Source organism: Clostridium sp. CTA-1, from assembly GCF_054768215.1.
Genome location: NZ_BAAAAP010000002.1, coordinates 74,375 through 99,524 on the forward strand (window position 1 = coordinate 74,375; position 25,150 = coordinate 99,524).

At 27.5% G+C, this 25,150-nt stretch carries 23 protein-coding genes, 1 pseudogene and 1 riboswitch; of the genes and pseudogenes, 19 read left to right on the plus strand and 5 right to left on the minus strand.

The window, feature by feature from the left end; all coding sequences use genetic code 11:
• The first annotated feature begins 209 nt into the window (after positions 1-209).
• A complete protein-coding gene (locus tag ACYUEW_RS01890) occupies positions 210-953 on the plus strand; it encodes a M15 family metallopeptidase (protein WP_085333116.1) in 744 nt (247 codons plus the stop codon).
• Positions 954-1,200: 247 nt separating this feature from the next.
• Here the strand turns inward: ACYUEW_RS01890 and ACYUEW_RS01895 are convergent, their stop codons facing one another.
• The gene (locus ACYUEW_RS01895; RefSeq protein ID WP_460276198.1) at positions 1,201-1,887 is read right to left on the minus strand and encodes a DNA alkylation repair protein; all 687 of its coding nucleotides are present in this window, start codon (positions 1,885-1,887) and stop codon (positions 1,201-1,203) included.
• 362 nt (positions 1,888-2,249) lie between these two features.
• Here ACYUEW_RS01895 and ACYUEW_RS01900 point away from each other — a divergent pair, with 362 nt between their 5' ends.
• The gene (locus tag ACYUEW_RS01900) at positions 2,250-2,420 is read left to right on the plus strand and encodes a hypothetical protein (RefSeq protein WP_460276124.1); all 171 of its coding nucleotides are present in this window, start codon (positions 2,250-2,252) and stop codon (positions 2,418-2,420) included.
• Positions 2,421-2,463: 43 nt separating this feature from the next.
• Positions 2,464-3,876: a PIG-L deacetylase family protein gene (locus ACYUEW_RS01905; RefSeq protein WP_460276125.1), complete on the plus strand. Its 1,413-nt coding sequence runs from the start codon at positions 2,464-2,466 to the stop codon at positions 3,874-3,876.
• A 262-nt stretch (positions 3,877-4,138) separates the two neighbouring features.
• On the opposite strand, the gene ACYUEW_RS01910 is transcribed toward ACYUEW_RS01905, so the two are convergent.
• Entirely contained in the window at positions 4,139-5,329 is a 1,191-nt protein-coding gene (locus ACYUEW_RS01910; RefSeq protein WP_061906593.1) for a coenzyme F420-0:L-glutamate ligase, read from the minus strand.
• A gap of 124 nt (positions 5,330-5,453) precedes the next feature.
• Between ACYUEW_RS01910 and ACYUEW_RS01915 the strand changes: the two genes are divergently transcribed.
• The 13 genes from ACYUEW_RS01915 to ACYUEW_RS01975 all read left to right on the plus strand — a co-directional run bounded on the left by ACYUEW_RS01915 (position 5,454) and on the right by ACYUEW_RS01975 (position 19,400).
• A complete protein-coding gene (locus ACYUEW_RS01915) occupies positions 5,454-6,329 on the plus strand; it encodes a LysR family transcriptional regulator (protein ID WP_085333120.1) in 876 nt (291 codons plus the stop codon).
• A gap of 98 nt (positions 6,330-6,427) precedes the next feature.
• A riboswitch (cobalamin riboswitch) is annotated at positions 6,428-6,613 on the plus strand.
• A 146-nt stretch (positions 6,614-6,759) separates the two neighbouring features.
• Positions 6,760-7,818, plus strand: a complete 1,059-nt coding sequence (locus ACYUEW_RS01920) for an ABC transporter substrate-binding protein (RefSeq protein ID WP_085333121.1) — start codon at positions 6,760-6,762, stop codon at positions 7,816-7,818.
• A 3-nt stretch (positions 7,819-7,821) separates the two neighbouring features.
• Positions 7,822-8,922, plus strand: a complete 1,101-nt coding sequence (locus ACYUEW_RS01925; RefSeq protein ID WP_085333122.1) for a FecCD family ABC transporter permease — start codon at positions 7,822-7,824, stop codon at positions 8,920-8,922.
• Positions 8,923-8,928: 6 nt separating this feature from the next.
• On the plus strand, positions 8,929-9,687 hold the full coding sequence (locus ACYUEW_RS01930) for an ABC transporter ATP-binding protein (protein ID WP_085333123.1): 759 nt from the start codon (positions 8,929-8,931) through the stop codon (positions 9,685-9,687).
• Between the two features lie 20 nt (positions 9,688-9,707).
• On the plus strand, positions 9,708-10,034 hold the full coding sequence (locus tag ACYUEW_RS01935; protein ID WP_085333124.1) for a CGGC domain-containing protein: 327 nt from the start codon (positions 9,708-9,710) through the stop codon (positions 10,032-10,034).
• Between the two features lie 549 nt (positions 10,035-10,583).
• The gene (gene licT / locus ACYUEW_RS01940; protein ID WP_085333125.1) at positions 10,584-11,423 is read left to right on the plus strand and encodes a BglG family transcription antiterminator LicT; all 840 of its coding nucleotides are present in this window, start codon (positions 10,584-10,586) and stop codon (positions 11,421-11,423) included.
• 205 nt (positions 11,424-11,628) lie between these two features.
• The gene (locus ACYUEW_RS01945; protein WP_085333126.1) at positions 11,629-13,470 is read left to right on the plus strand and encodes a beta-glucoside-specific PTS transporter subunit IIABC; all 1,842 of its coding nucleotides are present in this window, start codon (positions 11,629-11,631) and stop codon (positions 13,468-13,470) included.
• Positions 13,471-13,481: 11 nt separating this feature from the next.
• On the plus strand, positions 13,482-14,300 hold the full coding sequence (locus ACYUEW_RS01950; protein WP_085333127.1) for a PHP domain-containing protein: 819 nt from the start codon (positions 13,482-13,484) through the stop codon (positions 14,298-14,300).
• Between the two features lie 629 nt (positions 14,301-14,929).
• On the plus strand, positions 14,930-15,640 hold the full coding sequence (locus ACYUEW_RS01955; protein ID WP_460276126.1) for a Crp/Fnr family transcriptional regulator: 711 nt from the start codon (positions 14,930-14,932) through the stop codon (positions 15,638-15,640).
• A 157-nt stretch (positions 15,641-15,797) separates the two neighbouring features.
• Positions 15,798-17,030 carry an FprA family A-type flavoprotein gene (locus ACYUEW_RS01960; protein ID WP_085333129.1) on the plus strand — a complete coding sequence of 411 codons (1,233 nt, stop codon included), beginning with the start codon at positions 15,798-15,800 and terminating at the stop codon, positions 17,028-17,030.
• A gap of 59 nt (positions 17,031-17,089) precedes the next feature.
• Positions 17,090-17,788: an iron-sulfur cluster repair di-iron protein gene (ric, locus tag ACYUEW_RS01965; protein ID WP_003488739.1), complete on the plus strand. Its 699-nt coding sequence runs from the start codon at positions 17,090-17,092 to the stop codon at positions 17,786-17,788.
• A gap of 25 nt (positions 17,789-17,813) precedes the next feature.
• The gene (locus ACYUEW_RS01970; protein WP_085333130.1) at positions 17,814-18,569 is read left to right on the plus strand and encodes a DUF438 domain-containing protein; all 756 of its coding nucleotides are present in this window, start codon (positions 17,814-17,816) and stop codon (positions 18,567-18,569) included.
• Between the two features lie 246 nt (positions 18,570-18,815).
• Positions 18,816-19,400 carry a DNA-3-methyladenine glycosylase I gene (locus ACYUEW_RS01975; protein ID WP_003488741.1) on the plus strand — a complete coding sequence of 195 codons (585 nt, stop codon included), beginning with the start codon at positions 18,816-18,818 and terminating at the stop codon, positions 19,398-19,400.
• Positions 19,401-19,567: 167 nt separating this feature from the next.
• Here ACYUEW_RS01975 and ACYUEW_RS01980 read toward each other — a convergent pair whose 3' ends face one another.
• Complete coding sequence (locus ACYUEW_RS01980; RefSeq protein WP_030033651.1) at positions 19,568-19,987, minus strand: hypothetical protein; 420 nt, start codon at positions 19,985-19,987, stop codon at positions 19,568-19,570.
• Between the two features lie 660 nt (positions 19,988-20,647).
• Here ACYUEW_RS01980 and gltS point away from each other — a divergent pair.
• A complete protein-coding gene (gene gltS, locus ACYUEW_RS01985; RefSeq protein WP_025774081.1) occupies positions 20,648-21,832 on the plus strand; it encodes a sodium/glutamate symporter in 1,185 nt (394 codons plus the stop codon).
• Between the two features lie 98 nt (positions 21,833-21,930).
• Here gltS and ACYUEW_RS01990 read toward each other — a convergent pair.
• Positions 21,931-22,035 (minus strand): annotated as a pseudogene (locus tag ACYUEW_RS01990) (IS982 family transposase); the annotation flags it as partial.
• Between the two features lie 403 nt (positions 22,036-22,438).
• On the opposite strand from ACYUEW_RS01990, the gene ACYUEW_RS01995 reads away from it, so the two are divergent.
• Both ACYUEW_RS01995 and ACYUEW_RS02000 read left to right on the plus strand, forming a co-directional pair.
• Positions 22,439-22,906, plus strand: a complete 468-nt coding sequence (locus tag ACYUEW_RS01995; RefSeq protein ID WP_460276127.1) for a DUF6323 family protein — start codon at positions 22,439-22,441, stop codon at positions 22,904-22,906.
• Between the two features lie 6 nt (positions 22,907-22,912).
• A complete protein-coding gene (locus ACYUEW_RS02000) occupies positions 22,913-24,256 on the plus strand; it encodes a DUF6179 domain-containing protein (RefSeq protein ID WP_460276128.1) in 1,344 nt (447 codons plus the stop codon).
• 209 nt (positions 24,257-24,465) lie between these two features.
• Here the strand turns inward: ACYUEW_RS02000 and ACYUEW_RS02005 are convergent, their stop codons facing one another.
• Positions 24,466-24,612, minus strand: a complete 147-nt coding sequence (locus ACYUEW_RS02005; RefSeq protein ID WP_079006725.1) for a hypothetical protein — start codon at positions 24,610-24,612, stop codon at positions 24,466-24,468.
• Positions 24,613-25,150 lie beyond the last annotated feature (538 nt).

Sequence of the window (25,150 nt, forward strand, 5' to 3'; positions counted from 1 at the left end):
ATAATTAGATTTATGGCTTTTTATTTTTTAGTAGAAATTTAAGTGATAAATAATCTTATTAAAGGTTTTTATTCACACTTGGTGATATGTTTTGAATATGCTAAATAATTAATTTAACAACTATGAAACAAGTAATAAAGGGTTTTGAAACTGTGCTTTGTTAGAATTATTTAAAAGAAGATTAGAGAAAATAAATTGGAGGACATAATATGATTGAAAAAACACTTGTAAAAATATTTAATAACTTTATTTTTTTTATAGTTATTATTGCAATTTTATGTGTTATAGAGGTTTGGGCAAATAAAAAGAATAATAATGTAGGACATGCTAATACTATTGCAAAGCCAGAAAATAAGCATACTCGTCAACAAAATAAAGGTAGAATTAGGGATAATAAAAAAGAAATTTTATTAGTAAATAGACAAAATAGGTTATATGAAACTTATTTACCTAAAGATCTTATTGTACCCAATATAAGATTTATATCAAATGGAGATCCGGGAGTAAGAAAAATGAGAAAAGTAGCTGGTGAAGCTTTAGAGAAACTTTTTAATGCTGCTGAAACTGAGAATATAGTATTATTAGGAGTATCAGGATATAGAAATTATAATTATCAGGTAAATGTTTATAATAATTCAGTGTATAGAAATGGAAAACAACATGCAGATAAATATGTTGCACAACCAGGAACAAGTGAACATCAAACCGGCTTAGCTATAGATATAGTTTCAAACGAGTATACAAACTTAGATGAAATTTTCGTTAATACTAGGGCATATAAATGGCTTAAAGAAAATTGTTATAAGTATGGATTTATAATTAGATATCCAAAGGGAAAAGAAGATATTACTGGTTATAAATTTGAGCCTTGGCATATAAGATATGTAGGAATAGATGTGGCTACAGAAATTATGAATAGGAATATTACTTTGGAGGAATATTGTGGAAAATAAAATATCCATTAAAAGTTATTATTCTTTTTGCATAACAAAACATATTTTTAGATTAGTTTATAAAATATTTTTGTTATGCACTCTAAAATGTATATAAATTATGAGATGCCATGACCTTGTGATCAGTATAAGTTAAAATAATATATGTTATAAATAAGAGTATCCTTAAGAGGGAGTTTCAAAATTAAATTTATTTTGAGACTTCCTCTTAATCTTATTTTTAAATTTTGATGCAGCAAATATGAAGTTATAATTTTTTCTTCATACTCTTGATAATTATTTTTGTCTCCTTATCTACTCGTAAAGATTCAGTAATTTTTTGTAGTGATTTGTTGTAAGTAAAATCATCTAAGGTATTGTTTTTCAAATATTCCATAGTTTGTTTTGGAAATTTTATATAACATATAGAAATAGTCCAAGCAACTGCCATTTTTGCATAATAGCCAGGGTGCTTTATAGCATCTAGGGATTTAATTACTTCATCTATGTATTTATCATTAATGTAAAAATCTAGTAGCATTACAACACCAAAGCGAACCTCAAATTCTTTATTAGAGGATAAAAATGGTTGTATAAAATTCCAAACACGTTCCATATTATTTTTAGTAAATTTCAAACCAGCACAAAAGCTATCACAGACAGACCAATTATCAATTTTGGGTACAAAATCAGCAACGTATTGAAGAATTTCTTCAATGTCTGCTTTTGCATAACCTAGCACGAGCCCTTGAAGCATAATTTCCTCAAAATATTTACTGTCATAGTCTGCCATAAATTTACGCCAATCCTCTTTTGCAATTGCTTTCGCTAATTTGCGAAGGTGAGGTAGTCTAACTCCTAAAATATTATCTGTATTAGGTAAAAGTGATGATGAAAATTTTTGATATTCTTCATCTGCTAATTCAAAAATCTGCTCTCTAATTGTTTTATTCAAAGTTTTGCTCCTTTTTTTCAATTTAAATTTGCCTTGATTTATTATTTTAGATCCCATAAAAGTCCTAGTAGGCATTTTTTTATCCTATAAGATTATTCTACATATAAAGGTATTTTTATTCAAATTTATGCCAGCATCTATATAATATGAAACATAAGTTAATAATCTTGATAATTTCATTAGGGGTGTTTATGAGTTATATAACATGTAAACTTACAAGCTTTGTTGAACATTATATAGTGAAAGAGAGGGATAATTGTGAGTATAGATGAGAATAAATACAAATTTAATATAGATAAAAATGAAATATAGAATAGGTAGACAAAAGTTTAAGCTATGTATGTCCAGAACCTACAGAACTGATGAAAGAATCAGCAGATCTTTTATTTAGAGTATCTGTATTTTTGAGTCAGCCAAGTGGATTAAGTACAGTACAACAGGAGTTTGTGAATGTCATAATAAGGGAAATAGGGGAGAACAAACTGGAATTTGGTCTTTTTGAATTGTTAGGTACTTTTATCATAGGTATATGAATTTTAAAAATAATATTTACATAAAATAACCCAGGTGATATTTATGGATTTTATAATGAAAAAATGCATAGTAATACTGTTAATTTTTTTTGTAATAATTGGTGTAATAATTTTTTTTATCAAGGGATTTATTAAAAATTATATTATAAGATTAAATATAGATACTATTGAAGCCCCTGGAAAAGCGGGGAAAGTGATTGTTTTTGCTCCACATAATGATGATGAAGTATTAGGAGCAGGAGGGTTTATTAAGAGAACACTAGAAAATGGAGGGAAAGTAAAAGTTGTTTTGATGACAAATGGAGATGGGTTTAAAGCTGCAGTTCAATTTGATTGCCTTAATTTTAAGCCTAAGCCTAAGGATTATATAAAATTTGCATATCAGAGACAAAAAGAATCTATAAGTGCCCTTGAAAAGTTAGGGCTATTAGAGAATGATATAGTATTTTTAGGATATCCAGATGGTGGGATGAGGGCTCTTTGGGAAAAATATTGGAATAAAACTAAGTCATATACAAGTAAGAGTACTCAAAGTAATAAAACGCCTTACAACAATAGTTTTACAAGGGTAAGTAGTTATTGTGGAGAAAGTGTAGTTAGTGATATAAGTAAAATCATTGAGGAATATAGACCAATAGAATTGGTATATCCACATCCTAATGATAGGCATCCAGATCATTGGGCAACTAATGCTTTTATAAAATATACGCTAGCAATTTTAAATTATAAATCTAAAAAAGAGCTATTATATCTTGTTCACAGAGGGGATTGGCCCACACAAATGAAAAGAGAACCTAATATGTATTTAGTTCCTCCTTTAAAGCTTATTGGCACGGGAACTAAATGGTATGCTTTTGATTTAAATAGTGATGATATATCTGAAAAAACTAAAGCAATTCACACATACAGAACTCAAATTAAAATATTAAAGCCACTATTAACGGCCTTTGAAAGAAAAAACGAATTATTTGGAAGATATGATAACTTGAAAATTCCTTTTTCAAATAATAATAGTGAAGAATTTATAACCCGCAATTCTAATAAAATAATAATAGATCCATTGAAGGATAAATTGAATTTGAAAATAAGTAAAGGTGCCGACATATATGCAGTATATATTGAGAGAAATGAAGATAATAGTTTAAACATTGCAGGAGAAATGAATGATGAAATCGAGGAAAATACTAAATATGGTTTCAATATAATATTTTTTAATGATAAATGTGTTTCAAGGCTAAATTTAGAAGTGAAAAATGGGAAAATGCATGCAAAAGAAATTGGAAAACAGTCCATAATGAATATAGAAGGAGTCAAGCTCAATATTAGAGGGGAAAAAATAATCCTTAATATTCCTGAAAATACAATAGGATATTTTAGCAATGTCTTTATTAATATAAGTACCCATATAGGACATAGGATGATGGATAAAACAGCATGGAGGATGTTAGATATGTAGAGCAGGTTCTTTATTATTTAGTTTATGTTAATCTTTGACCAGTTAAGGGTATTCAATATGGTAATGTCATGTAAATAGAAGGGATAAAAATTTATAAACACATTATTTTTTATTTGATAGCATAAGAAGAAGGTATCAAAATTTAAAAGATTTAGAAAATCTTAAAAACACTCCTTATTATAAAGATTTGTATTCTGGATTGTTCAAATTTTTACAATAAGGAGTGCTTTTTATTTAGTTTATATAAAATTTTTTACAGTTTTTATTTAGTATAGTTATCAAAGTAACCTTGTATAAATATTATAGGAGTACCTTTGTCTCCACTTCCAGAAGTTAAGTCAGAAAGTGAACCTATAAGGTCTGTAAGTCTTCTTGGTGTAGTTCCTTGGGATGCCATAGAGCCTACAAGATCATCTTCTTTATTTTTTATATATTCAGATATAGCTTTTTTAAGTTCATCACCTTTTAAATGAGCAAAGTCATTATCTGCAAGGTATTTTAATTTAACTTCATTTGGAGTTCCATCAAGTCCTTTTGTATAAGCAGGTGCAACTACTGGGTCAGCAAGCTCCCATATCTTACCTACAGGATCTTTGAATGCTCCGTCTCCGTAAATCATAACTTCAACATTTTTACCTGTTTTTTCTTTAAGCTTAGCTTGTATATTATCAACAACGGGTTTGCAGTTACGAGGGAATAACTTAACAGTATCTTCAGTAGATTTATTTGATCCTAAAAGACCATAGTTTTCATTAAATCCACCGCCATCAACAGATGAAGATAATATATTATCAAGGCTGTATATTTTTTCGCCGCCATTGTTTTTAAGTATTTTTTTAGTTCTAAATCTTGTATGTATATCACAAGTAAGAACGTTCTTTGTATAATTTAATATAGTTTTTGGATTATTTGAGAATATAACCTCACATTCAACACCATATTCTTCAATTAAAGATTTATAGTATTCAACGTAATCAACTCCAGTAAATGTATGTTTAACTTCGCCAAAACAATCACGGAATTGTTTTTCAGTTAAAACATCACTCCAAGGGTTTATTCCTTTTTCATCTAACATGTCTATATCAACAAGATGATTACCAACTTCATCAGATGGATAGCTAAGCATAAGCACAATTTTTTTAGCGCCCTTTGCAATACCACGTAGGCATATAGCAAAACGGTTACGGCTTAGTATTGGGAATATTACTCCTATAGTATCATCACCAAATTTTGATTTTACATCCTTTGCAATTTGATCTATTGTAGCATAGTTACCTTGAGCACGAGCAACAACAGATTCTGTTACAGTAACAACATCTTTATCATTTATTTTAAATCCTTCAACTTCAGAAGCCTTTAATACGCTATCAACAACGATATCTTCTATACAATCTCCTTCGTTAATAATAGGGCAACGAAGACCTCTAACAACAGTTCCAACTACTCTTTCCAAATTTATCTCTCCTTAATTTCAAAAAAATTTTGAATTAAAATTACTTCCTATACTTGTAATATACAACATTTTTATGGTATAAGTAAAATAAATAGTATATATAGTGGGTATAAGGAGGGCTTATATGATAAGTAAATTAGATTTATATAGAGTATTTGGTTGTGTGGGAAAGTGTAAAAGCTTTTCAAAGGCAGCTAAGGAGTTATATATGACACAACCGGCTGTAAGCCAATCCATAATGCAATTAGAAAAAGAACTTAGTATAAGACTTTTTACAAGAACTCCTAAAGGGGTTATTTTAACTAATGAGGGTGAGATTTTATTTGAATATGTAACTTCTGCTATAAGTTTAATAGAAGCAGGAGAAAAGAAGATGTTAGATTCTAAAAATCTTATGATAGGGGATCTAAAAATAGGGGTAGGGGATACTACTTCTAAGTATTTTTTACTATCTTATTTAGAAGAATTTCATATAAAGTATCCAAATGTAAAATTAAAAATATTAAACGGAACTACTGTAGAGTTGTGTAACTTGGTTAAAACAGGGGATATTGATTTGGCTATCTGTAACTTACCAATAGAGGACTCTGCTCTAGAATTTAAAAAGTGTATGGAAATACAAGATATATTTGTTTGTGGGGAAAGGTTTAATAAAACTATATCTGAGCCTTTAAGTTTTGTAGAAATCTCAAAGATGCCCCTTATATTATTAGATGGCAAATCTAACTCAAGACAATATGTAGAAAATTATTTATTGTCAAAGGGGGTTAATATTAGTCCAGAAATAGAGCTTGGTGCTCATGATTTATTATTACAATTTGCAAAAATAAATCTAGGAATAGCCTGCGTTGTAAAAGAATTTTCACTAGAATATTTAGAACAAGAAATTTTGTTTGAGGTAAAGACTAAGGAGCCTATACCTAAGCGTAATATAGGATTTTGTTATTTAAAAAGTGTATCACTGTCCCCAGCAGCACGAACGTTTTTAGAATCATTATAAATTTTTTGTTTTTATAATTTTATGAATTCTATTAAGTTAGTATATTGATATAAAAATATGTTTATGCTAAAATAATTTGTAAAAATTCATAGAAAATTATATAAAATATGGAAATAGGTTTAATAATATTTTATTAATTAAAAGGGAAGTTGGGTGTAAGTCCCACGCGGTACCGCCGCTGTAAAAGAGGAGTTTTCTTCAATTAAGTCACTGTTGTAAAATGGGAAGGCAGAAGAAAATTATGATACTTGAGCCAGAAGACCTGCCTATTTTTTTTACTGCAACTCTACGAGTATAGGGGGTGTTTGTTATGCACTATTTGTGTATTTATAACTCTTTAACTGATAGTAGTTAAAGAGTTTTTGTTTACGTTGTCATATAAATTTATAATTAATATTAATGAGAAATCTTAGAAAAGAGGAAGTAAATTATGAATGGAAAAGAAATAAGAAAATTATATAAAAAATTAATATTAGGAGCAATTACTGTATCTATGGTAATGTCTTTGAGTGCATGTTCTGGAAACAATGCAACAAAAGATAAACAGAACAAACATAAGGTAGAAACCTCATCACAAAATGTAGACAAGCAATCTTATTATCCAGTTACAATAACTAACTATAATTATGCTGGAGAAAAAATTAAAGTGACTTTTGATAAAGCACCAGAAAAAGTATTAACTACAAATCAAACTACTACAGAATTAATGTTAGATTTAGGCTTAGAAAAGTACTTAATAGGAACTTGTTATCTTGATAACCCAATATTAGATAGATTAGCTGACAAATATAAAAAAGTTCCTGTAGTATCAGAAAAATATCCAACAAAAGAACAAGTGCTAGCGTTAAAGCCAGATTTAATTTTAGGATGGAAAAGTGTATTTGCAGATAAAACATTAGGAGATGTAAAAGAGTGGCAACAAAGAAAAATCAATACTTTTGCACAGCGTAACACAGTAAAAACTGTAGGAAACTTTACAATAGAAAATGGTTTTAAAGATATTAACGATTTAGGCACTATATTTAATATAAAAGATAAAACAGATAAATATGTTAAAGATTTAAGAGATAGATTACAAAAAATAGAAGAAAAGACATCTAAGGTTAAAGATAAGAAAAAGGTATTGATTCTTGAAGCTGAAGGCAAAGGTAAATATAGAGTATATGGTAAAAATGATTTAGTAGGAGATATGGTATTAAAAGCAGGTGCAGAAAATTTAGCAGAAAAATCAGGCTCAATGAGTGTTGAGAATATAGTAGCTTCTAATCCAGATGCTATTGTATTTGTTCACTTTGGAGATGATAAGAAAATACAAGAAGCTGATTTAGTTAAAGAATTCACTGAAAATAAAGCTTTAGCAAATGTAAAAGCTGTTAAGAATAAAAAAATAATTATCACTGGTTTAGCAGAAACATGGGCAGGCGGTGTTCGTACAGTTGATGCTGTAGAGCGTTATTCTAAAGAATTATATCCAGAGTTATTCAAATAAAATATGGAAAATATATTAAAAACAAATATTAAAGATAATAAGTTTCTAAAGCCAGTGAAATTAACTAATTTAATGATTTTAATTGGGTTATCTATAATTTTAGTAGTGTCTGCAGTTTGGGCAGTAGCTATTGGTTCAGTAAAGATACCTACAGCAGAGGTATATAAGGTTATTATATATAAGCTTTTTAAACCTGAAGGTTTAAAATCCGTTCTCGATGGACCTTTTATTGATATTATATGGGAAATAAGATTACCAAGAGTATTACTTGGAGTAGTAGTAGGTATGGGATTATCTTTAGGAGGAGTTGTAATGCAGGCAACAGTTCAAAATCCTTTAGCAGATCCTTATATATTAGGGATTTCTTCAGGGGCTACTTTAGGAGCTACATTTTTCATATTGATAGGAGCTAATATTCCAATAGGTATATTTCAAAGTTTAGGTTTAGCTTTTTGGGGATTTGCTGGAGCATTATTAGCAGCAATTTTAGTTTTTAAGCTGTCTAGCATGGGTGGAAAAATTACATCAATAAAATTAGTACTATCAGGTATGGTGGTTAATCTTATATGTTCAGCTTTTTCTAGCTTAATGATATACCTTACTAATAATAACAGTGCAGTACGTTCCATTGGGGAATGGACTATGGGAAGTTTAACAAATGGTAAATGGGATAACTTATGGATTCCTACTATAATAGTGTTATTAATGGTTGTTTTCTTCTTATGTCAGTGCCGTGTTATGAATACTATGCTTTTAGGAGATGAAGCTGCCATAACTTTAGGAATAGATTTGAATAACTATAGAAAATTATACATGGTTATGGTATCTGTATTAACTGGAGTATTAGTAGCAAGTTGTGGAATTGTAGGTTTTATAGGTTTAGTAATTCCACATATAACTAGAAGTTTAGTTGGATCTAATCATAAAAACAATTTACCTGTAGCTATACTTAGTGGAGGTATTTTTCTTGTATGGGCAGATGTAGTTGCTCGTATTATTTTAAAAAATATGGAGATGCCTATAGGTATTATAACTTCAGTTGTAGGAGCACCTTTCTTTATATATATAATAATAAAACGTGCTTATAGCTTTGGAGAGGGGTAACTAAAAATGAAGTTAAATATTGAAAATGTAAATGTAGTACTTGGTAAAAAAAATATAGTAAAAGATGCATGTGTTAATGTTCATAAAGGTGAGTTTATAGCAGTTATAGGTCCTAATGGAAGTGGAAAATCTACTTTGTTAAAAACAATTTATCATGTTTGTAGTCCTAAGTCAGGGGTTATATATTTAGATGGAAAAAATCTTCTTACCATGCCTGCAAAAAATATGGCTTGTGAGCTAAGTGTAGTAAGTCAATTTAATAATGTGGCCTTTGACATTAAGGTGGAGGATATGGTACTTATGGGTAGAACTCCACATAAAAAGATGTTAGAACAGGATAATGAAAATGACTATAGGATTGTTAGAAAAATGCTAGAGAAAGTAGACATGCTTAATTATGCTAAAAGAAGCTTTTCTACATTGTCCGGTGGTGAAAAGCAAAGAGTGCTACTAGCTCGTGCATTAGCTCAACAAGTGGAATTGATTATATTAGATGAGCCTACAAATCATTTAGATATAAAATATCAAATTCAAATATTAAATTTAGTTAAATCTTTAGGAATTACAGTGGTAGCAGCATTACATGATTTAAATTTAGCAGCAGCTTATTGTGATAGGCTATATGTTATGCATAAAGGAAGTATTGTATCTAGTGGAAAACCTAAAGAAGTTTTAACAACTAAGCTTATTAAAGAAGTTTATGAAGTTGATTGTACAGTTCACGCACAAGAAGAGCCTATTTATATTAGGTTTAAAACTATTTAGAAGGGAAGGTAGCTTTATTTATGGCTATAGCAATAATGGCATGTAGAAAATTAGTTGGAAAATGTTCAGGGACAGGATGTTTTAAAGCATATAATGATTCAACAGCAGCTTTTAAAATATATGAAAATAATAAGCCTGTACTTAGTAGTTTCTTTTACTGCATTGGTTGCGAAAAAACTAAAACTAAAGGTGAAGATTGGGAGCATAAGATAAGTCAATTGAAGAAAAATAATGTAGATACCATACACTTATCAGTTTGTATAAAGGTAGAATGTAATAAATATGAAGAACATGAGAGAATTCTAAAAAATAGAGGCTTTAAGATAGTAAATGGAAGTCACGAATAAGCTTTTATAAAAAGTGAAGATGAAAATAATAAAGGCTATGTAGATATAATGCTTAAAAGAAAAATTCAGTTTAAAGATATAACTAAATTTCAGGGTATTATAGAACTATAGATAAAGAAGGAAATGGACAAAAATGAAAGTATGCCCTTTGGTTTGAAGAGGAATATAAAAAAGCTATACAAAACCCTAAGTACAAAACTCTCTTTAATGTTGAAACAAAGGGAAGTATTTTATCAGAAGACTTAAGAGTTAAGAGCAAAGGAAGAAAAAAAGATTAAATGTGGACATAAGCATTTTGAGGCGTTAGGTAATGAAATTATATTTAAAGAAACAGATAGTTTTGAGAAGTTCATTGAGAATGTATAAATGAAGCTAGTGAATTTATGTCAGCGATTAGATAAGAAATCGTTGACAACGAAAGTTGTAATGCAGTATAATACAAGTGTAAGATATGGATTGTAATAGTGATTAGCTTGCTACACAAAACCTATTTACAGATATTTTGTTATGTCTGGAAATAGGTTTTTTTGCTTTTGGGGGAGGTTTTTTATGGTAATAAACAAGATTTTAAATAATAATGCTGTAATAACATTTGATGATAAAGGAAAAGAAATAATTATAATGGGCAAAGGAATAGCCTATGGTAAGAGAAAAGGTGATTTTATCGAAGAAAATAAAATTACCAAGAAATTTATTTTAAGTTCTATGGAATATTCTAATCATCTTGTTGATATTTTAAGTAGTATTCCTACAGAATATATTGAACTTTGCCATGATATTGTACAATATGCAAAACAGAAATTATCTATAGAACTTGATGATTCATTGTATATTTCTTTGATGGATCATATAACTACTAGTATTGAACGATATAATAAAGGAGTTATACTAAAGAATAAATTATTATGGGAAATAAAACATTTTTATAAAAACGAATATGAGATTGGATTATATGGAATTGATATTATTAAAAAAAATTATGGTTTGACTATGGATGAAGATGAAGCTGGTTTTATAGCACTTCATATTGTTAGTGCTGAAGTCAGCAATAATATTAAGGATGTATATGAGATAACTGGATTTATACAAAATATCACAAATATTATTAAATATTATTTTAACAGAGACTTTAATACAGATTCACATAATTATTATCGGTTTATTACTCATTTAAAATTTTTTGGATATAGAGTTTTTTCAAAAAAATCTAATAAAAATGATAGTATTAATAATAATCTGTTGGATATTATAAAAGAAGAATATAAGGAAGCTTATTTATGCAGCTTGAAGATAAAACAATTCATTGAAAAAAAGTATTATTTTTATTTAAATGATGATGAGATTCTATATCTTACAATACATATTGCAAAGCTTATAAGTGATGAATAAATACAATTTATAGGAGTTTTATAATTAGTGATAATACTTATGTATTGCACATACTCTCTATATTTTTTTACATAAGAGTTAGATAATTTTTTAATAAATCTTTATAAAAGGGGGGATTACAAAAAAATAAAATATTTATTGTTGGGTAGTAACATTAGGTTGGCTAAACCTTCATTTTATAAAATAAGAAATGGAGGATTTTAAAATGAATTATGAAAAAATGGCTAGCGAAATTTTAAAAGCTATAGGAGGACAGGAAAATATTAATTCTCTAGTGCATTGTGCAACGAGATTAAGATTTAATATTAAGTCTGAAGAAAAGGCTAATGACGAAGAAGTTAAGTCAATAAAAGGGGTATTGTCTCTAGTAAAAAAGGGAGGACAATATCAATTGGTAATTGGTAGCGATGTAGATAAAGTCTATAAAGAAATAATGAAAATTGCTAAATTAGATTCATCAAATGACAATAATAAGACGAAAAAGGATGGAATTGTAGACAGAGTTTTATCAGTTATTACCGGGTCCATTGCGCCAATGATACCATTACTTGCTGGAGCAGGTATGGGAAAGGTATTACTTTTAATTTTAAGTTTACTTGGAATTTTAGACAAATCATCTCAAACATTTATTATATTAAAATTTATTTTTGATACGGGTTTCTACTTTATGCCGGTATTTGTGGCATTTTCAGCAGCAAAAATATTTAAATGTAATCAGTATTTAGCATCATTTGTCTGTTTATCAATGCTTCATCCAGAGTGGGTTTCTTTAGTAGCAGCAGGAAAACCTGTATACTTTTTAGGAATACCATTATCATTAGCAAAATATTCTTCTCAGCTTGTAACTGCTATTTTAATTGTATGGGTAATGTCTTATATTGAGAAATATGTTTATAAGTATGTTCCAGATATGATTAAAGTGTTTATGGCACCATTGCTAGTTATATTGATTACTGCTCCATTAGGATTTGTTATAATTGGACCAGTAGGTAATTACATAGCACAATTAGTTGCAGATACTGTATTATATGTACAGCAGCATTTTGGTATTGTTGCTATTCCAATTTTAGCAGCTGTATATCCATGGTTAGTGTCAATAGGTATGCATAAAGCATTGAGTCCAATTTGTGTTATGCTTATTGAACAAAATGGTTTTGATCCTGTTACCCGTGTTATTGCACTATGTTCTAATATTTCTCAGGCAGCGGCATCTTTAGCAGTATCACTAAAGACTAAGAATAAGGAATTAAAACAGATTGCTTTTTCATCAAGTATTACAGCATTTTTAGGAGGTATTACTGAACCGGCAATGTACGGTGTTACTCTTAAATTGAAAAAACCAATGTATGCTTGTATGATTGGTGGAGCAACAGCAGGTTTATTTGCAGGAATAGTTAATTTAAAGGCTTTCGTTTATGTAACACCAGGATTATTAAGTTTACCAATGTGGGTATCTGAAGGTACAAATAATTTAATACATGCTATAATTACACTAATTATAGCTGCAGTAGTAACATTTATAGCTACATTAATTATTGGATTTGATGACCCAGTTGAACAAAATAAAGAAGAACAGGAAAAAGTTATGGAAGAAAATATATATAAAAATATTTTAACACCAGTAAAGGGAGATACTGTTCCACTAAAAGATATTGATGATGAAACTTTCTCAAGTGGAATAATGGGGGCTGGAATAGGAATTTTTCCTAGCGAAGGTAAAGTGTATGCTCCTGGAGATGGCATTGTTAGTGCTTGTTTTAAAACAGGACATGCTATTGGAATGACTATAAATGATATAGAAGTGTTAATTCATGTAGGAATAGATACTGTATCTTTAGATGGAAAGTATTTTAACTTAGCTATTAAACAAGGACAAAATGTTAAAAAAGGTGATTTACTATTGGAATTTGATATTGATAAAATAAAAGATGCAGGATATGATTTAACAACAATTGTAATTATAACTAATAGTAATGATTATATGGATGTATTGCCAACTAATAAGAACAAAGTTGACAAAGAAGATGTTTTATTGACAGTAATTTAGGAGGAATATATATGATATACGCTGATTTGCACGTACACACAAATCATAGTGATGGTATTTGTGAAATTGCTAATGTTCTTGATATGGCTAAAAAGAAAGGAATAAAAGCAATAGCTATTACTGATCATGATACTGTTGATCAATTTGATGAAATTAATGAATTAGGCAGAAAAATGGATCTTGAAGTAGTAAAGGGTGTAGAAATGAGTTGTTATGATTATGATGTGTTTAAAAAGGTTCATATTGTTGGATTATGGCTTAATAAAAATGCTACACATGTAAAAGAATTATGTGATAAGACTTTAAAATGTAGAGATAATTATCATAGAGATCTAATAAAAGAATTGTCTGAAAAGGGATATGATATAACATATGAAGATGCTAAAAAATATTCCAAATACAGTATTGTTTTTAAAATGAATATTTTTCAAGCTCTTAAAGAAAAATATAAAGATGAGATGACAAAAGAAAGATATAATGAGCTTTTTGCTTCAAAAACATCAAAGGAAACTGATTTAAAGATGGGATATACTCCTGTAATGCAAGGGATTGAAGCAATAAAAAAAGATGGTGGTATACCAATTATTGCTCATCCTTGCCAATATGATAATTATGATGAGATTGAAAAATATGTTAAGTATGGATTACAGGGAATTGAAATAAATCATTCAAAGATGAAGAAAATAGATTACAAAAAAACCTTGAATTTTGCAGCTAAACATAACTTAGCCAAAAGTGGAGGAAGTGATTTTCATGACCCAGATTTAATTGAATTTGGGTGTTATGGTTTAACCAAAGGGCAGTATGAAGAATTAAAACATTTTAGATAAATTCCGGTAGGGCTTCTACAGAGGATGAAAATACTTACTAATAGTAAAGAAAAGCAAAATAGAACAAAACCATTTAATGATACTAATATATCAAGAAATCGTAAGCGTGAAAAACTTATCGTATAGAATTTAAAAATGTTTTTTGGTAAAATAAATCCAGTAACAAGCAGTAAATGCTAGGTTACTGGATTTTATTACGTTTACGAATAGAAATGATATTAAAAAAGCTGTGGTAATTAAAAATTATTACAGCTTTAAATTATTTTATATACATTAAGATATTTATAGTTAAACCCTTAAATTTGGGATAAATTTAAAATATATATCTTATAATTCCATAGATTATAACAATATAGGGTATATGTTATATCTGCCATAAAGGTAATTTGAATAATAGTTATAATAACAAAGGGGAATCCTTTATATGGACATAGATAAGAGTTCTATTATAAAATATAACTGATTAAATATTCATTTTAATTAAAATCTAAATGAAATGATTAAAGAAATAAATATGCTTAAAATATAATTTATTTGTAGAGCGCAATATTATATTAATGATATACTAACAGAAACTATAGTTACAAATATAAATTAGTTTTTTATATTAAATAAAGGGGATGCTTTTTATGAAAGAGTGTACTTGTGGAAGATGTCATCACAATATTTGTGCAAAGAAAGTTCCTATATTTTCTTCTTTATCAGAAGAAGAGTTAATAAAAATTGTAAATATGACAGGGCATGAGGCTTTTAAAAAGGGAGAAGCTATTTGCAATGAAGGAGATAAATCAGAAACTTTAATTATTATAAATGAAGGGAAAGTAAAACTTTGTAAGCTTACTAAGGAAGGAAAAGAACAAATAATTCATATACTTTCCAGTGGAGATTTTTTTGGAGAATTAAATCTTTTTAATGATAATAAAAGTTATAATTTTTCTGCTTATGCTATATCTGATGTAAAAATATGTACCCTTACAAAAAATAAGATGAACGAGATATTATTAAAAAATCCAGATATATCTTTAAAGATATTAAAAGAAGTTACTAGAAGACTTGCGGAAACGGAAACTCTAGCTCAAAATTTAGCTACCAATGATGCAGATATTAGAATAGCTAATATGATATTAGATTTTGGTGAAAAATATGGAGTAAATAAAGAACAATATATAGAAATAAAACTGCCTATAAATAGGGAAGAGATGGCAAACTATGTAGGGGTTACAAGAGAAACTATAAGTAGAAAATTATCTAAATTTGAAGATTTAGATATTATAAAACTTGTTGGTAATAAGGTAATTATAATTAAAGATGAAGATGCATTAAAAGAATTTATAGAATAGATTATTTTAGAGAAAAGTGCTTTGCACTTTTTTATTTTTTTGAAAATTTGATTTGAATCATATTTTTAAGTTCCAATAGTTTATATAATGAAGCCATAACAAACAAGAAAATAAAGCAAACAATATAAATACTAATAAAAAATTGGGGGTAATGAATATGATGAAAAATGTAAATATTAAAGAAAAAATTTATTTAGTAGGAAAAATTGATGATAGAGATGTACCATTTCATAGATTAACTTTAACAAAGGGAACAACTTATAATAGTTATCTTTTACTTACAGAAAAACCTACAATTATTGATACTGTAGATATAAGTTTTGGAAGAGAGTATATTCAAAGTTTAAAAAACTTAATAAACTTAGAAAAAATTCAGTATATAGTAATAAACCATATAGAACCAGATCATTCAGGAGCATTAGGGAGTTTGGCTTACAATGCTAAAAATGCAACTATTGTTTGCACTCAAAAAGCAGTTGACCAATTAAAAGCTATGTATAAACTTCATAATAGAACCTTTTTAGTAGTTAAAGATGGGGATACTCTTGATATAGGTGGAAAAACTCTTGAGTTTATGGAAACACCTTATCTTCATACAGAAGAAACTATGATAACTTTTGCTAAAGAAGATAAAATATTATTCCCATGCGATATATTTAGTACTCATATAGCAAATTATGAATATTTCAATGATAAGGCTAAAGAGGATATATTAGAAGATTTTAAAACATATTACAGCTTAATAATGCATCCTCACAGAAGATATGTACAAAATATGATAAAGAAAATAAGAAGCTTAGATATAGAAATTATAGCACCATCTCACGGGTTTATATTAAGAGAGAATGCTAAAAAGTTTATAGATATTTATGACGAAATGAGCAAAAATACAAATGTAGATAAAAAAGTCTTAATTTTATATTCTACAATGACAAACAATACTAAAAAGATTTCGGAATTAATCAAAGGACATTTTGAAAAAGACAATATAAATGTAGAATTAATTAATGTTAATAAGACATCAGATGAGGACATTCTGAAAAATGTTAAAACATCAGATGCAGTACTTGTTGGAACATCTACAAAATATGGAGATATGATTGGAAGATTAGAAGATGTCTTAAAAAGTTTAAAGGACATGAACTTAGAAAATAAGATAGCAGCAGCCTTTGGATCTTATGGATGGAGTGGAGAAGGTATTGAAGTTGTACAAGATTATTTAAAGGAAACAAACATGAAGGTTTTAAGCACTTCATACATTATAAAATCTACAGGAATGACAGATGTGAAATTTCCAATAAGAATTAAATTTTCACCAGAAGAAAATGATAAAGAAGAAATAAAGAAAGCAACTATATTTATAGCAGATTTATTATTAAATTCAATATAAGGATTATGATAAGTAATTATTAGAAATAAATTAGTTACTTTAATTTAGGAGGAATTGTTATGAAAAACACTATTAATGTAAATCAAAAGATTGGGGAAGTCGTTTCTATATTCCCAGGATCAAGTAGAATATTCAATGATGTAAAAATAGATTATTGCTGTGGTGGGCATGGTACTTTAGGAGAAGCTTTAAAGGAAAAAAGAATAAATTCAGATGAATTCATACAAAAACTTAATGAAGAATATGAAAAGTTTGTAGAATCCAATGAAGAGTATATAGATTGGAGAAAAGAAAGACCAGTAAATCTTATGAAAAATATAGTAGATACTCATCATGATTATACAAAAAGAGAGCTTAAAGAAATAGATGGATTATTATCAAAAATATTAAAAGTTCATTTTGGACATCATGGAGAAGAATTATTAAAAGTTCATAGATTATTTGGACTTTTAAAAATAGAATTAGAGGAGCATTTGATAAAAGAAGAAGAAAATTTATTTCCATTAATAGAAGAGTATGAATTAACTAAAGATGAAAATGTAAAAAAAGAAATAGACAAATTTATAAAAGAAACAGAAGATGAACATGATAAAGCCGGAGATATATTAAAAGAATTAGAAAAAATAACAAGAGATTTCAAAGCACCAGAAGGTGCATGTACAAGCTATAAATTAACTTATGATAAGATTCATAGCTTAGAAAAAGATTTGTTTATCCATATATACAAAGAAAATAGCGTATTATTTGAGATGCTTTAAAGCTGGTATAAAGGAGATGATTTAAATGGAGAATAAAAAAATCCAGGAACTAAAAGAAATTTTAAAAAATTTAAATAAAGTTGGAATTAATGATGAAATAAGAAAAGAAGCTTTAGACCTAGTAAAAGATATTGATGCTATAGATTTATCCATAGCAGAACAACAACTTATAGAAGAAGGAATGGAGCCACAGGATTTAAGACATTTGTGTGATGTACACATGGAAGTTTTAAAGGACGAATTAAGTAAAGTAAAGGCCAATATAAGCAAGGGGCATGTGGTGTATACTTTAATAGATGAACATGATAAGATTCTAAGATTTTTAGAAGATTTAGAAAAAGTGAATTCAGATATTCAAAAGAGTAAAAGTTATGATGAAGCTAAAGAAAAAATTCATAGTATTAATAAATTAGCAGAAAATATATTAGATGCAGAAAATCATCATCAAAGAGAAGAAAAAGTTTTATTTGTAGAGATGGAAAAAAGAGAAATAACAGGACCTACAAGAATAATGAGAATGGAACATGATGACCTAAGAATCAGAAAAAGAGAATTAAAGAGACTTTCTGAAAATGCAGATAAAATGGAATTTGATGAATTCAAAAGTAAAGTAGATAAAGTTTCAAAATATATAATTTTTAATTTAAGAGATCATATTTTTAAAGAAAACTATATTTTGTATCCATCATCCTTAGAAGCTATAAAGGGGAAGGATATATGGGATGATATGAAAAAAAGATGTGATGAAATAGGATATTGTAGCTTTACATTTGAAAATTAAAAATAGCTTGATATTTATAAATTTAACAGATATTATATAATTGCATTGGGATAAACTAATGCGATTATTTTTTTATATATAAAAATTATTATATAAGGTATCGGCTGAAAGTATAAATCAAATTTGCCTATGGCTAAATAGGTTTGTATTAATAGCGTGGCTACTTTTAAGGCATTTTGAGCGAGTAAGATTAGAAAGTAGAAAAGATTAAAATGATAATTTATATAAAATTGAGGTGAGTGAAATATGGAAGAAATGCAGTATTGTGATTGGGCTCTAAAAAATGAGGCAGAAAAGAAATATCATGATGAGGAATGGGGTATACCGGTGCATGATGATAGAGTATTATTTGAATTTCTTGTATTAGAATATATGCAGGCTGGGCTCAGTTGGGACACGATTCTAAGTAAACGTGAAAATATGAGTAAAGCCTTTGATCAATTTAATCCATTGATTATAGCTAATTATTCTGAAAGTAAGATTGAAGAATTGATGCAAAACAAAGGCATAATCCGGAATAAGTTAAAATTAAAAGCACTTCCTGTAAATGCAAAAATATTTTTAGAGATACAAAGAGAGTTTGGAAGCTTTTCAAACTATCTTTGGAGGTATGTAGATGATAAACCTATTATTAATCAATGGAAAAAGAGTGAAGATGTGCCCTCTAATACAAAACTATCTGATATTATTAGCAAAGACCTGAAAAGACGGGGATTTAAATTTGTAGGTACAACAGTTATTTATGCATTTTTACAGGCAGCTGGCGTGGTTAATGATCATTTAATCTATTGTCATAAACATAAAAACTCTGCTATATCTGCGAGCCTGTAGAGAATATTTACTTTGATTATAAGGGGAATATATAGTAGATTGTATATAATTGTTACATTTAATTTCACAAACTATTATATAAAAAATACATCTCCAAAAGTTAGATTTTTAGGTCTAACTTTTGGGATGCATCTCATATTGGCTGTCTTATTTTTTATAATTTGTATTTAAGCTTTTAAATTAGTTTTATTATTTACATTAGGTTTCTTATGTACTTTAACCCTTCTTTTTGCTTTAGCTTTATTGTTTATATTTTTTTGGTTTGCATATCCTACGAATCCCAATATAATACTTGGAATAACAAAGAATATATAAGGAATAAACATAACTCCTGCAACAGTATATAATATAGATGCAGTTAAAGCGAATCCTGAACTGCTTAATCCGAATGCTAACCATCCAAACATAACACCAATAGCTAAAACTACTATATGTGGTGTTACTAGTGCAGTAGCTATTCCACTACCTATTTGTTCTGCTGTATCACCTTTACCTAGTACTCCATAAAAATATGATATTACATAAATTAAGTATATACTAGCTAAAATGAGACCTGTAAAAAATGCTTTACTTCTTTTTTTAAACAATGATTCCACTTCCTTACTTAAATAATAATACCTTAATATATTACAATATATTGCCTAAATTTTCAACTTGTTGTTACATATAATAGGTTTGATTGTCATATTTTCCAATATCATTTTTAAGTTATTCTTTTGTTTGCAAGTATTGTTTATTTTAGAAAAGTAGATGTACATAGTGGATCATAAAAATTTTAAAGATAAGTCCAGATACAGAATATATTAGTCTATATTATTATATATACTATAGTAAAGATAATCATCAAAAGAATATTTAACATTTAGTATAAGATAAATTAACCTGTTGTGCTAAAAGATAAATTTTCATTGCAAAATTTATTGATATCTAAGTTTATTTACTTATTCGCACAAATAATTTATATAAACTCTCTTGATTTATTTTTTTTAAAAAAATTTAATTTTATTTTTCTTATACTAGAATTTTTCCCATTTCTCATACTTTTATGAGGTTTTTATAAAAATTTTGTATTTTAGTAGAATATTTTTAGAAAATCCTATATAATATCCATAAGAATTTTATTTATAAATATGAAATTTTTATATAAATATATATCTGAATTTTCATATTTATGAATATTTTTTTTTATTTCTATCATAAGTGATCATATAAACATAATATTGATTACATTATAAGGGGGATTTTTTATGACACTAAAGCTTGATATGATTCAAACCACTACCTTAGCTATATTTTTCTATTATATAGGTGTATTTATAAAATCTAAAGTTTCAATTCTTGAAAAATTTTGTATACCTGCTCCAGTTGTAGGTGGACTTATTTTTGCTATTTTAAATTTAATCTTTACAGAAAGTGGTTTTATATCTATATCTTTAGACACAACTCTTCAAAAGCCTTTTATGTTAGCTTTCTTTACAACTATTGGCCTTGGGGCAAGTTTTAAGATGATAAAACAGGGTGGTCTTCATGTGATAATGTTTTTTATAGCGGCTCTTCTTTTAGTAATATCACAAGACGTTCTTGGAGTAGTTATGGCTAAATTTATAGGTGAAGATCCACTTCTTGGATTAATTGTTGGATCCGTAACCATGACTGGTGGTCATGGAACAGGAGCCACTTTTGGAGCCTTATTCGAATCAGAATACGGCCTTGTAGGCGCTTCCACTACAGCTATGGCTGCCGCTACCTTTGGGCTTGTATGTGGTAGCTTAATAGGTGGTCCGATAGCTAAAAACCTAATAAGTAAAAATAACCTAAAAAATAACTCAGATGAGTTTTTTGAAGCAAATTCTGATGATTGTGAAGAAGTGAGTTATAAAACTCTATTTAATACATTTTCTCTTATATTTATATCAATGGGACTCGGTTCTATTTTAGAGATGTTTTTTACAAACCTTGGTATAGTCCTTCCTTCATACATAGACGCTATGATAGTGGCAGCTATAATACTTAATATAGGGGAACAAACAAATAAATGGAAAATAAATTCAAAATGTGTTGATATAATTGGAAATATGAGTCTTAATGTGTTTTTATCCATGGCACTTATAAGTCTTAAGTTATGGGAATTAAAAAGCACAGCAGGTCCATTATTAATTCTATTAATAGGTCAAGCTGTATTAATGTTTATATTTGCATACTTTATTACTTTTAGACTAATGGGAAAGGATTATGATGCTGCTGTTATGAGTTCTGGGCATTGTGGATTTGGAATGGGAGCTACTCCTAACGGTATAGCAAACATGGAAGCCATAACTTCTAAATATGGTGCATCACCAAAAGCATTTTTTATTCTTCCAGTTGTTGGGGCATTTTTAATAGACTTTTCTAATTCTTTAGTTATAACATTATTCGTAAATTTATTTAAATAATCCAATAAAAAATATAGCTAAGTAATATATAAATTAACCTGTTGTGCTAAAAGATAAGTTTTTATTAACGGGATTAATATACCATATCACATAGGCACTGGAGTTTCTTTTTGGTAGATAGTATCAATTATAAAATAAGTGACAGTAATAAAATCTTTTAAGTTGTTTATTGTTATAGTAGAATTTTTATTAAGTTCTAGCATATTGCTTTCCCACTATCATTGATTGTTGGTTTTTTGATGATAGATTAGCAAGAATGCTAGAGTTTTTCTATTTGTAAATCTTTCTAGTAATTAACTTCTAAAGATAGGTGCTAGGTATAGAAAGTATTAGGACATATTAACAGTATAACGAGTGCCGAATTTATTAAATAATCATGAAAAATGTGAGTAGTAAATTGCATGATAAACAGTGAAGTTAATAAATTTAGAGATGTTTATAGAAATAAAGAAGAGTATCTTCCGTGGTTGAAGATACTCTTTTAGCGCTATAAAATACATTGACAAAAATAGGCGTCAATGATACAATTATCTATTATAAAACATACTATTTTAATCATAACATATTTTAGCGTGAAAGTCAATACTTTTAGGAGGAATTTTTAAAATGAAAAATTCTATTTATTTATTTGAAAGCAATTTACTAGATAAGAAAGTCTTTAATGACATAATTCAGTGCAATGAAATTACAAGAGAATATGGATTGAAACTTTCAGAAAAAGACGTAAAAGAAATTATTGATACAAGAAATATAGCACTTCAAAAAAGCGGAAGAATAGAATTTAATGGTCAAATTATAAATAAAATTGTTATGGCCTTTTGTGATTCACCATATATATCCCAATATAATTACAGTGAAACAATAAATGAACTTGTAGAAATTTTTTATAACTATAAAAATGAAACTTTAGATTATATAAGTGATGATGAATTAATAGAAATTATGAAAGAAAATTTTGATAACTATTGTCAAGGATCATTGGAAATCTTAGAAGGAAAAGCATTATATAGAATTGCTAACAATATAAAAAGTGGTTTTAAGGATTATACAAATCTTGATAATGAAAAGGATTGATGAGTTATGGGGAATAATATTCAAAAATATGACTGTTCTGTAGAGAATAAATTTAGTGAGGAAAGTTTTTTTAAAGATGTTTTAGTAACTTGTTATGAGAAAAAGTTACTAGATGATGATACTTTAGCTAGAATATATTATGAAAGAATGGAGCTTTTAAGAGTAAAATTAAAATATTACACAAAAGATGAGAGTAGTTCAGTTATGACAGAGGTGGCTGAAAGTATTTTACAATGTATTGATTATACCATAGGAATTTATTTAAAAAATTTTGAGAATATAGAGTTAATAATAGAAGAATTGAAGCATACTAGTTTATCTGATATGTTTAAAATGGGACAGGATTTAATTAAGAATAAAAAATTAGAATGTAAGAAACTATTTAATGATATTAAAGCAAATAAACTTAAGGTTGATAACTATTCCTATAACGATACTGTAGATGATGGTCTTTCTCCATTTTTTAAAGAATATGATGATTTTTTTGCACCTCATGAAACTCCAGGATGTTCAATAGATTATCAGCTTTACATTGATACTATGAACTTTATAGGCATTGAGTATGTGTATAATTATTTATATGACTTAAGTTTAGAAAATGAGTTTTGTAATAAATTTGATATTGGTGAAATTAATAAATTGTTAAAGGGTTATGATAAAGATTGTGGATTGTTGCTTATAAATATATTTGAACTGGTACTTATTAATTCACTAGGATTAACCATATGTAATAAAGATTTAAACAGCCTTAATATTAATAATTTAGATAGAGAGATTATAAAAAATAAATTAGAAAAATTATCTATAGAAGAATTAAAAGAAGAATTAATAAAGGATGCAGAAATATGCTTAGAAATTTTAGAGATTAAAAATACAGAATTGATGACTTATATAAAGAAGGGTATTTTAAATATAGCTCTATTTATAAATGAAAGGATAAAACTAAATAAATTAGAAAAAGTATTTATATCCTTTAATGAAGAGGAGCCCAATGAAATAATAGAATATACTGATGGTAAAAAAATGGCCAATTCTAAATTTAAAAAGTTAACGGAAGAAATTCGAGAATGTTCTTTAGTGGAAGATAAAATTTTATTAATTAAAAATAATATTAAGAGCCTAGAAGATTTAGTAGATATGCTAAATGCTGATTGTTTATTTGGAGATGAATATATTACGTTTTTTAAAAGCTTATCCAAAATGGAGATAGTTCTTTTATCTAAATATATATCAGATTTAAGTTTTGAAGATGAAAAGGATCTATATGTTGAGTTTAATAAATATATTTTGAGCTTAAGGAAAGAAGAACAGAGAGCAATAAGTGAGTTAAAAAAAAGAATAAATTTATAATATGGTAGAAATTTAATGAGGATAAAGCATATGGAGAAAGCAAAGTGGTAAAATAGGAACTTGAAGAGAATAATTTAATAAGAATGGAAATAGAATAAATAAATCCCTAAAAATTGCATGGTTAAAATTACTTGCTAAATTTATATGTTGTCCAAAATTTAAACTGAAAATAAAGGGGCTGTCGCATTAAGGAATTTACACACAATATATTACTTTGCAAATTTAAAGCTAACACAATATATTGTAGGATTTATTTTTAGTGCAACAGCCCCTGTATTTTTTGCATTAGATAAATAAACTGTAATTCTACTTACAAGTATTCCATTTGTAGCTCCAATGACAGTTTCTGCAAACATAGTATATAGTACAGTTATCTATTTTCCAGCTATCTATGTTGGGATCAGGACAGTTACATACAGGACGAGCACTAACAGGATTGAAAAGTCCCATACCTAAAAGTAAACATAAGGACATAACACCGATAGAAGCTTTTTTTATTATTTTTTTCAATTAAAGCACCTCCATATAAAATAAAAATATTATTTAGTGGGCAATATTTATCCCCATCCTTTACTAATTATATTCAAGAACTTTATATAAATTACTTATATTTTGATTTAATAGACTATAGTTTTGTTGTGAAGGACTTAAAAATTTATAGATACAACTTTTGCCTTTTACAGTTATAATATTTTCTATAGTTTTACTATATTGTAAATCTACTAATCAATCAATTGTACTGGATAAATGATGAAATTGTGATTTGAATATTCCATATTTTATAGCATTTAAGTGATTTTATACCCCGTGTTATTAGTTAAAATATTATTAAATAGTGTTTTATTTAAATGATACTAAATATGGGGTATACTATAAAATGTAAAGAAATTATTG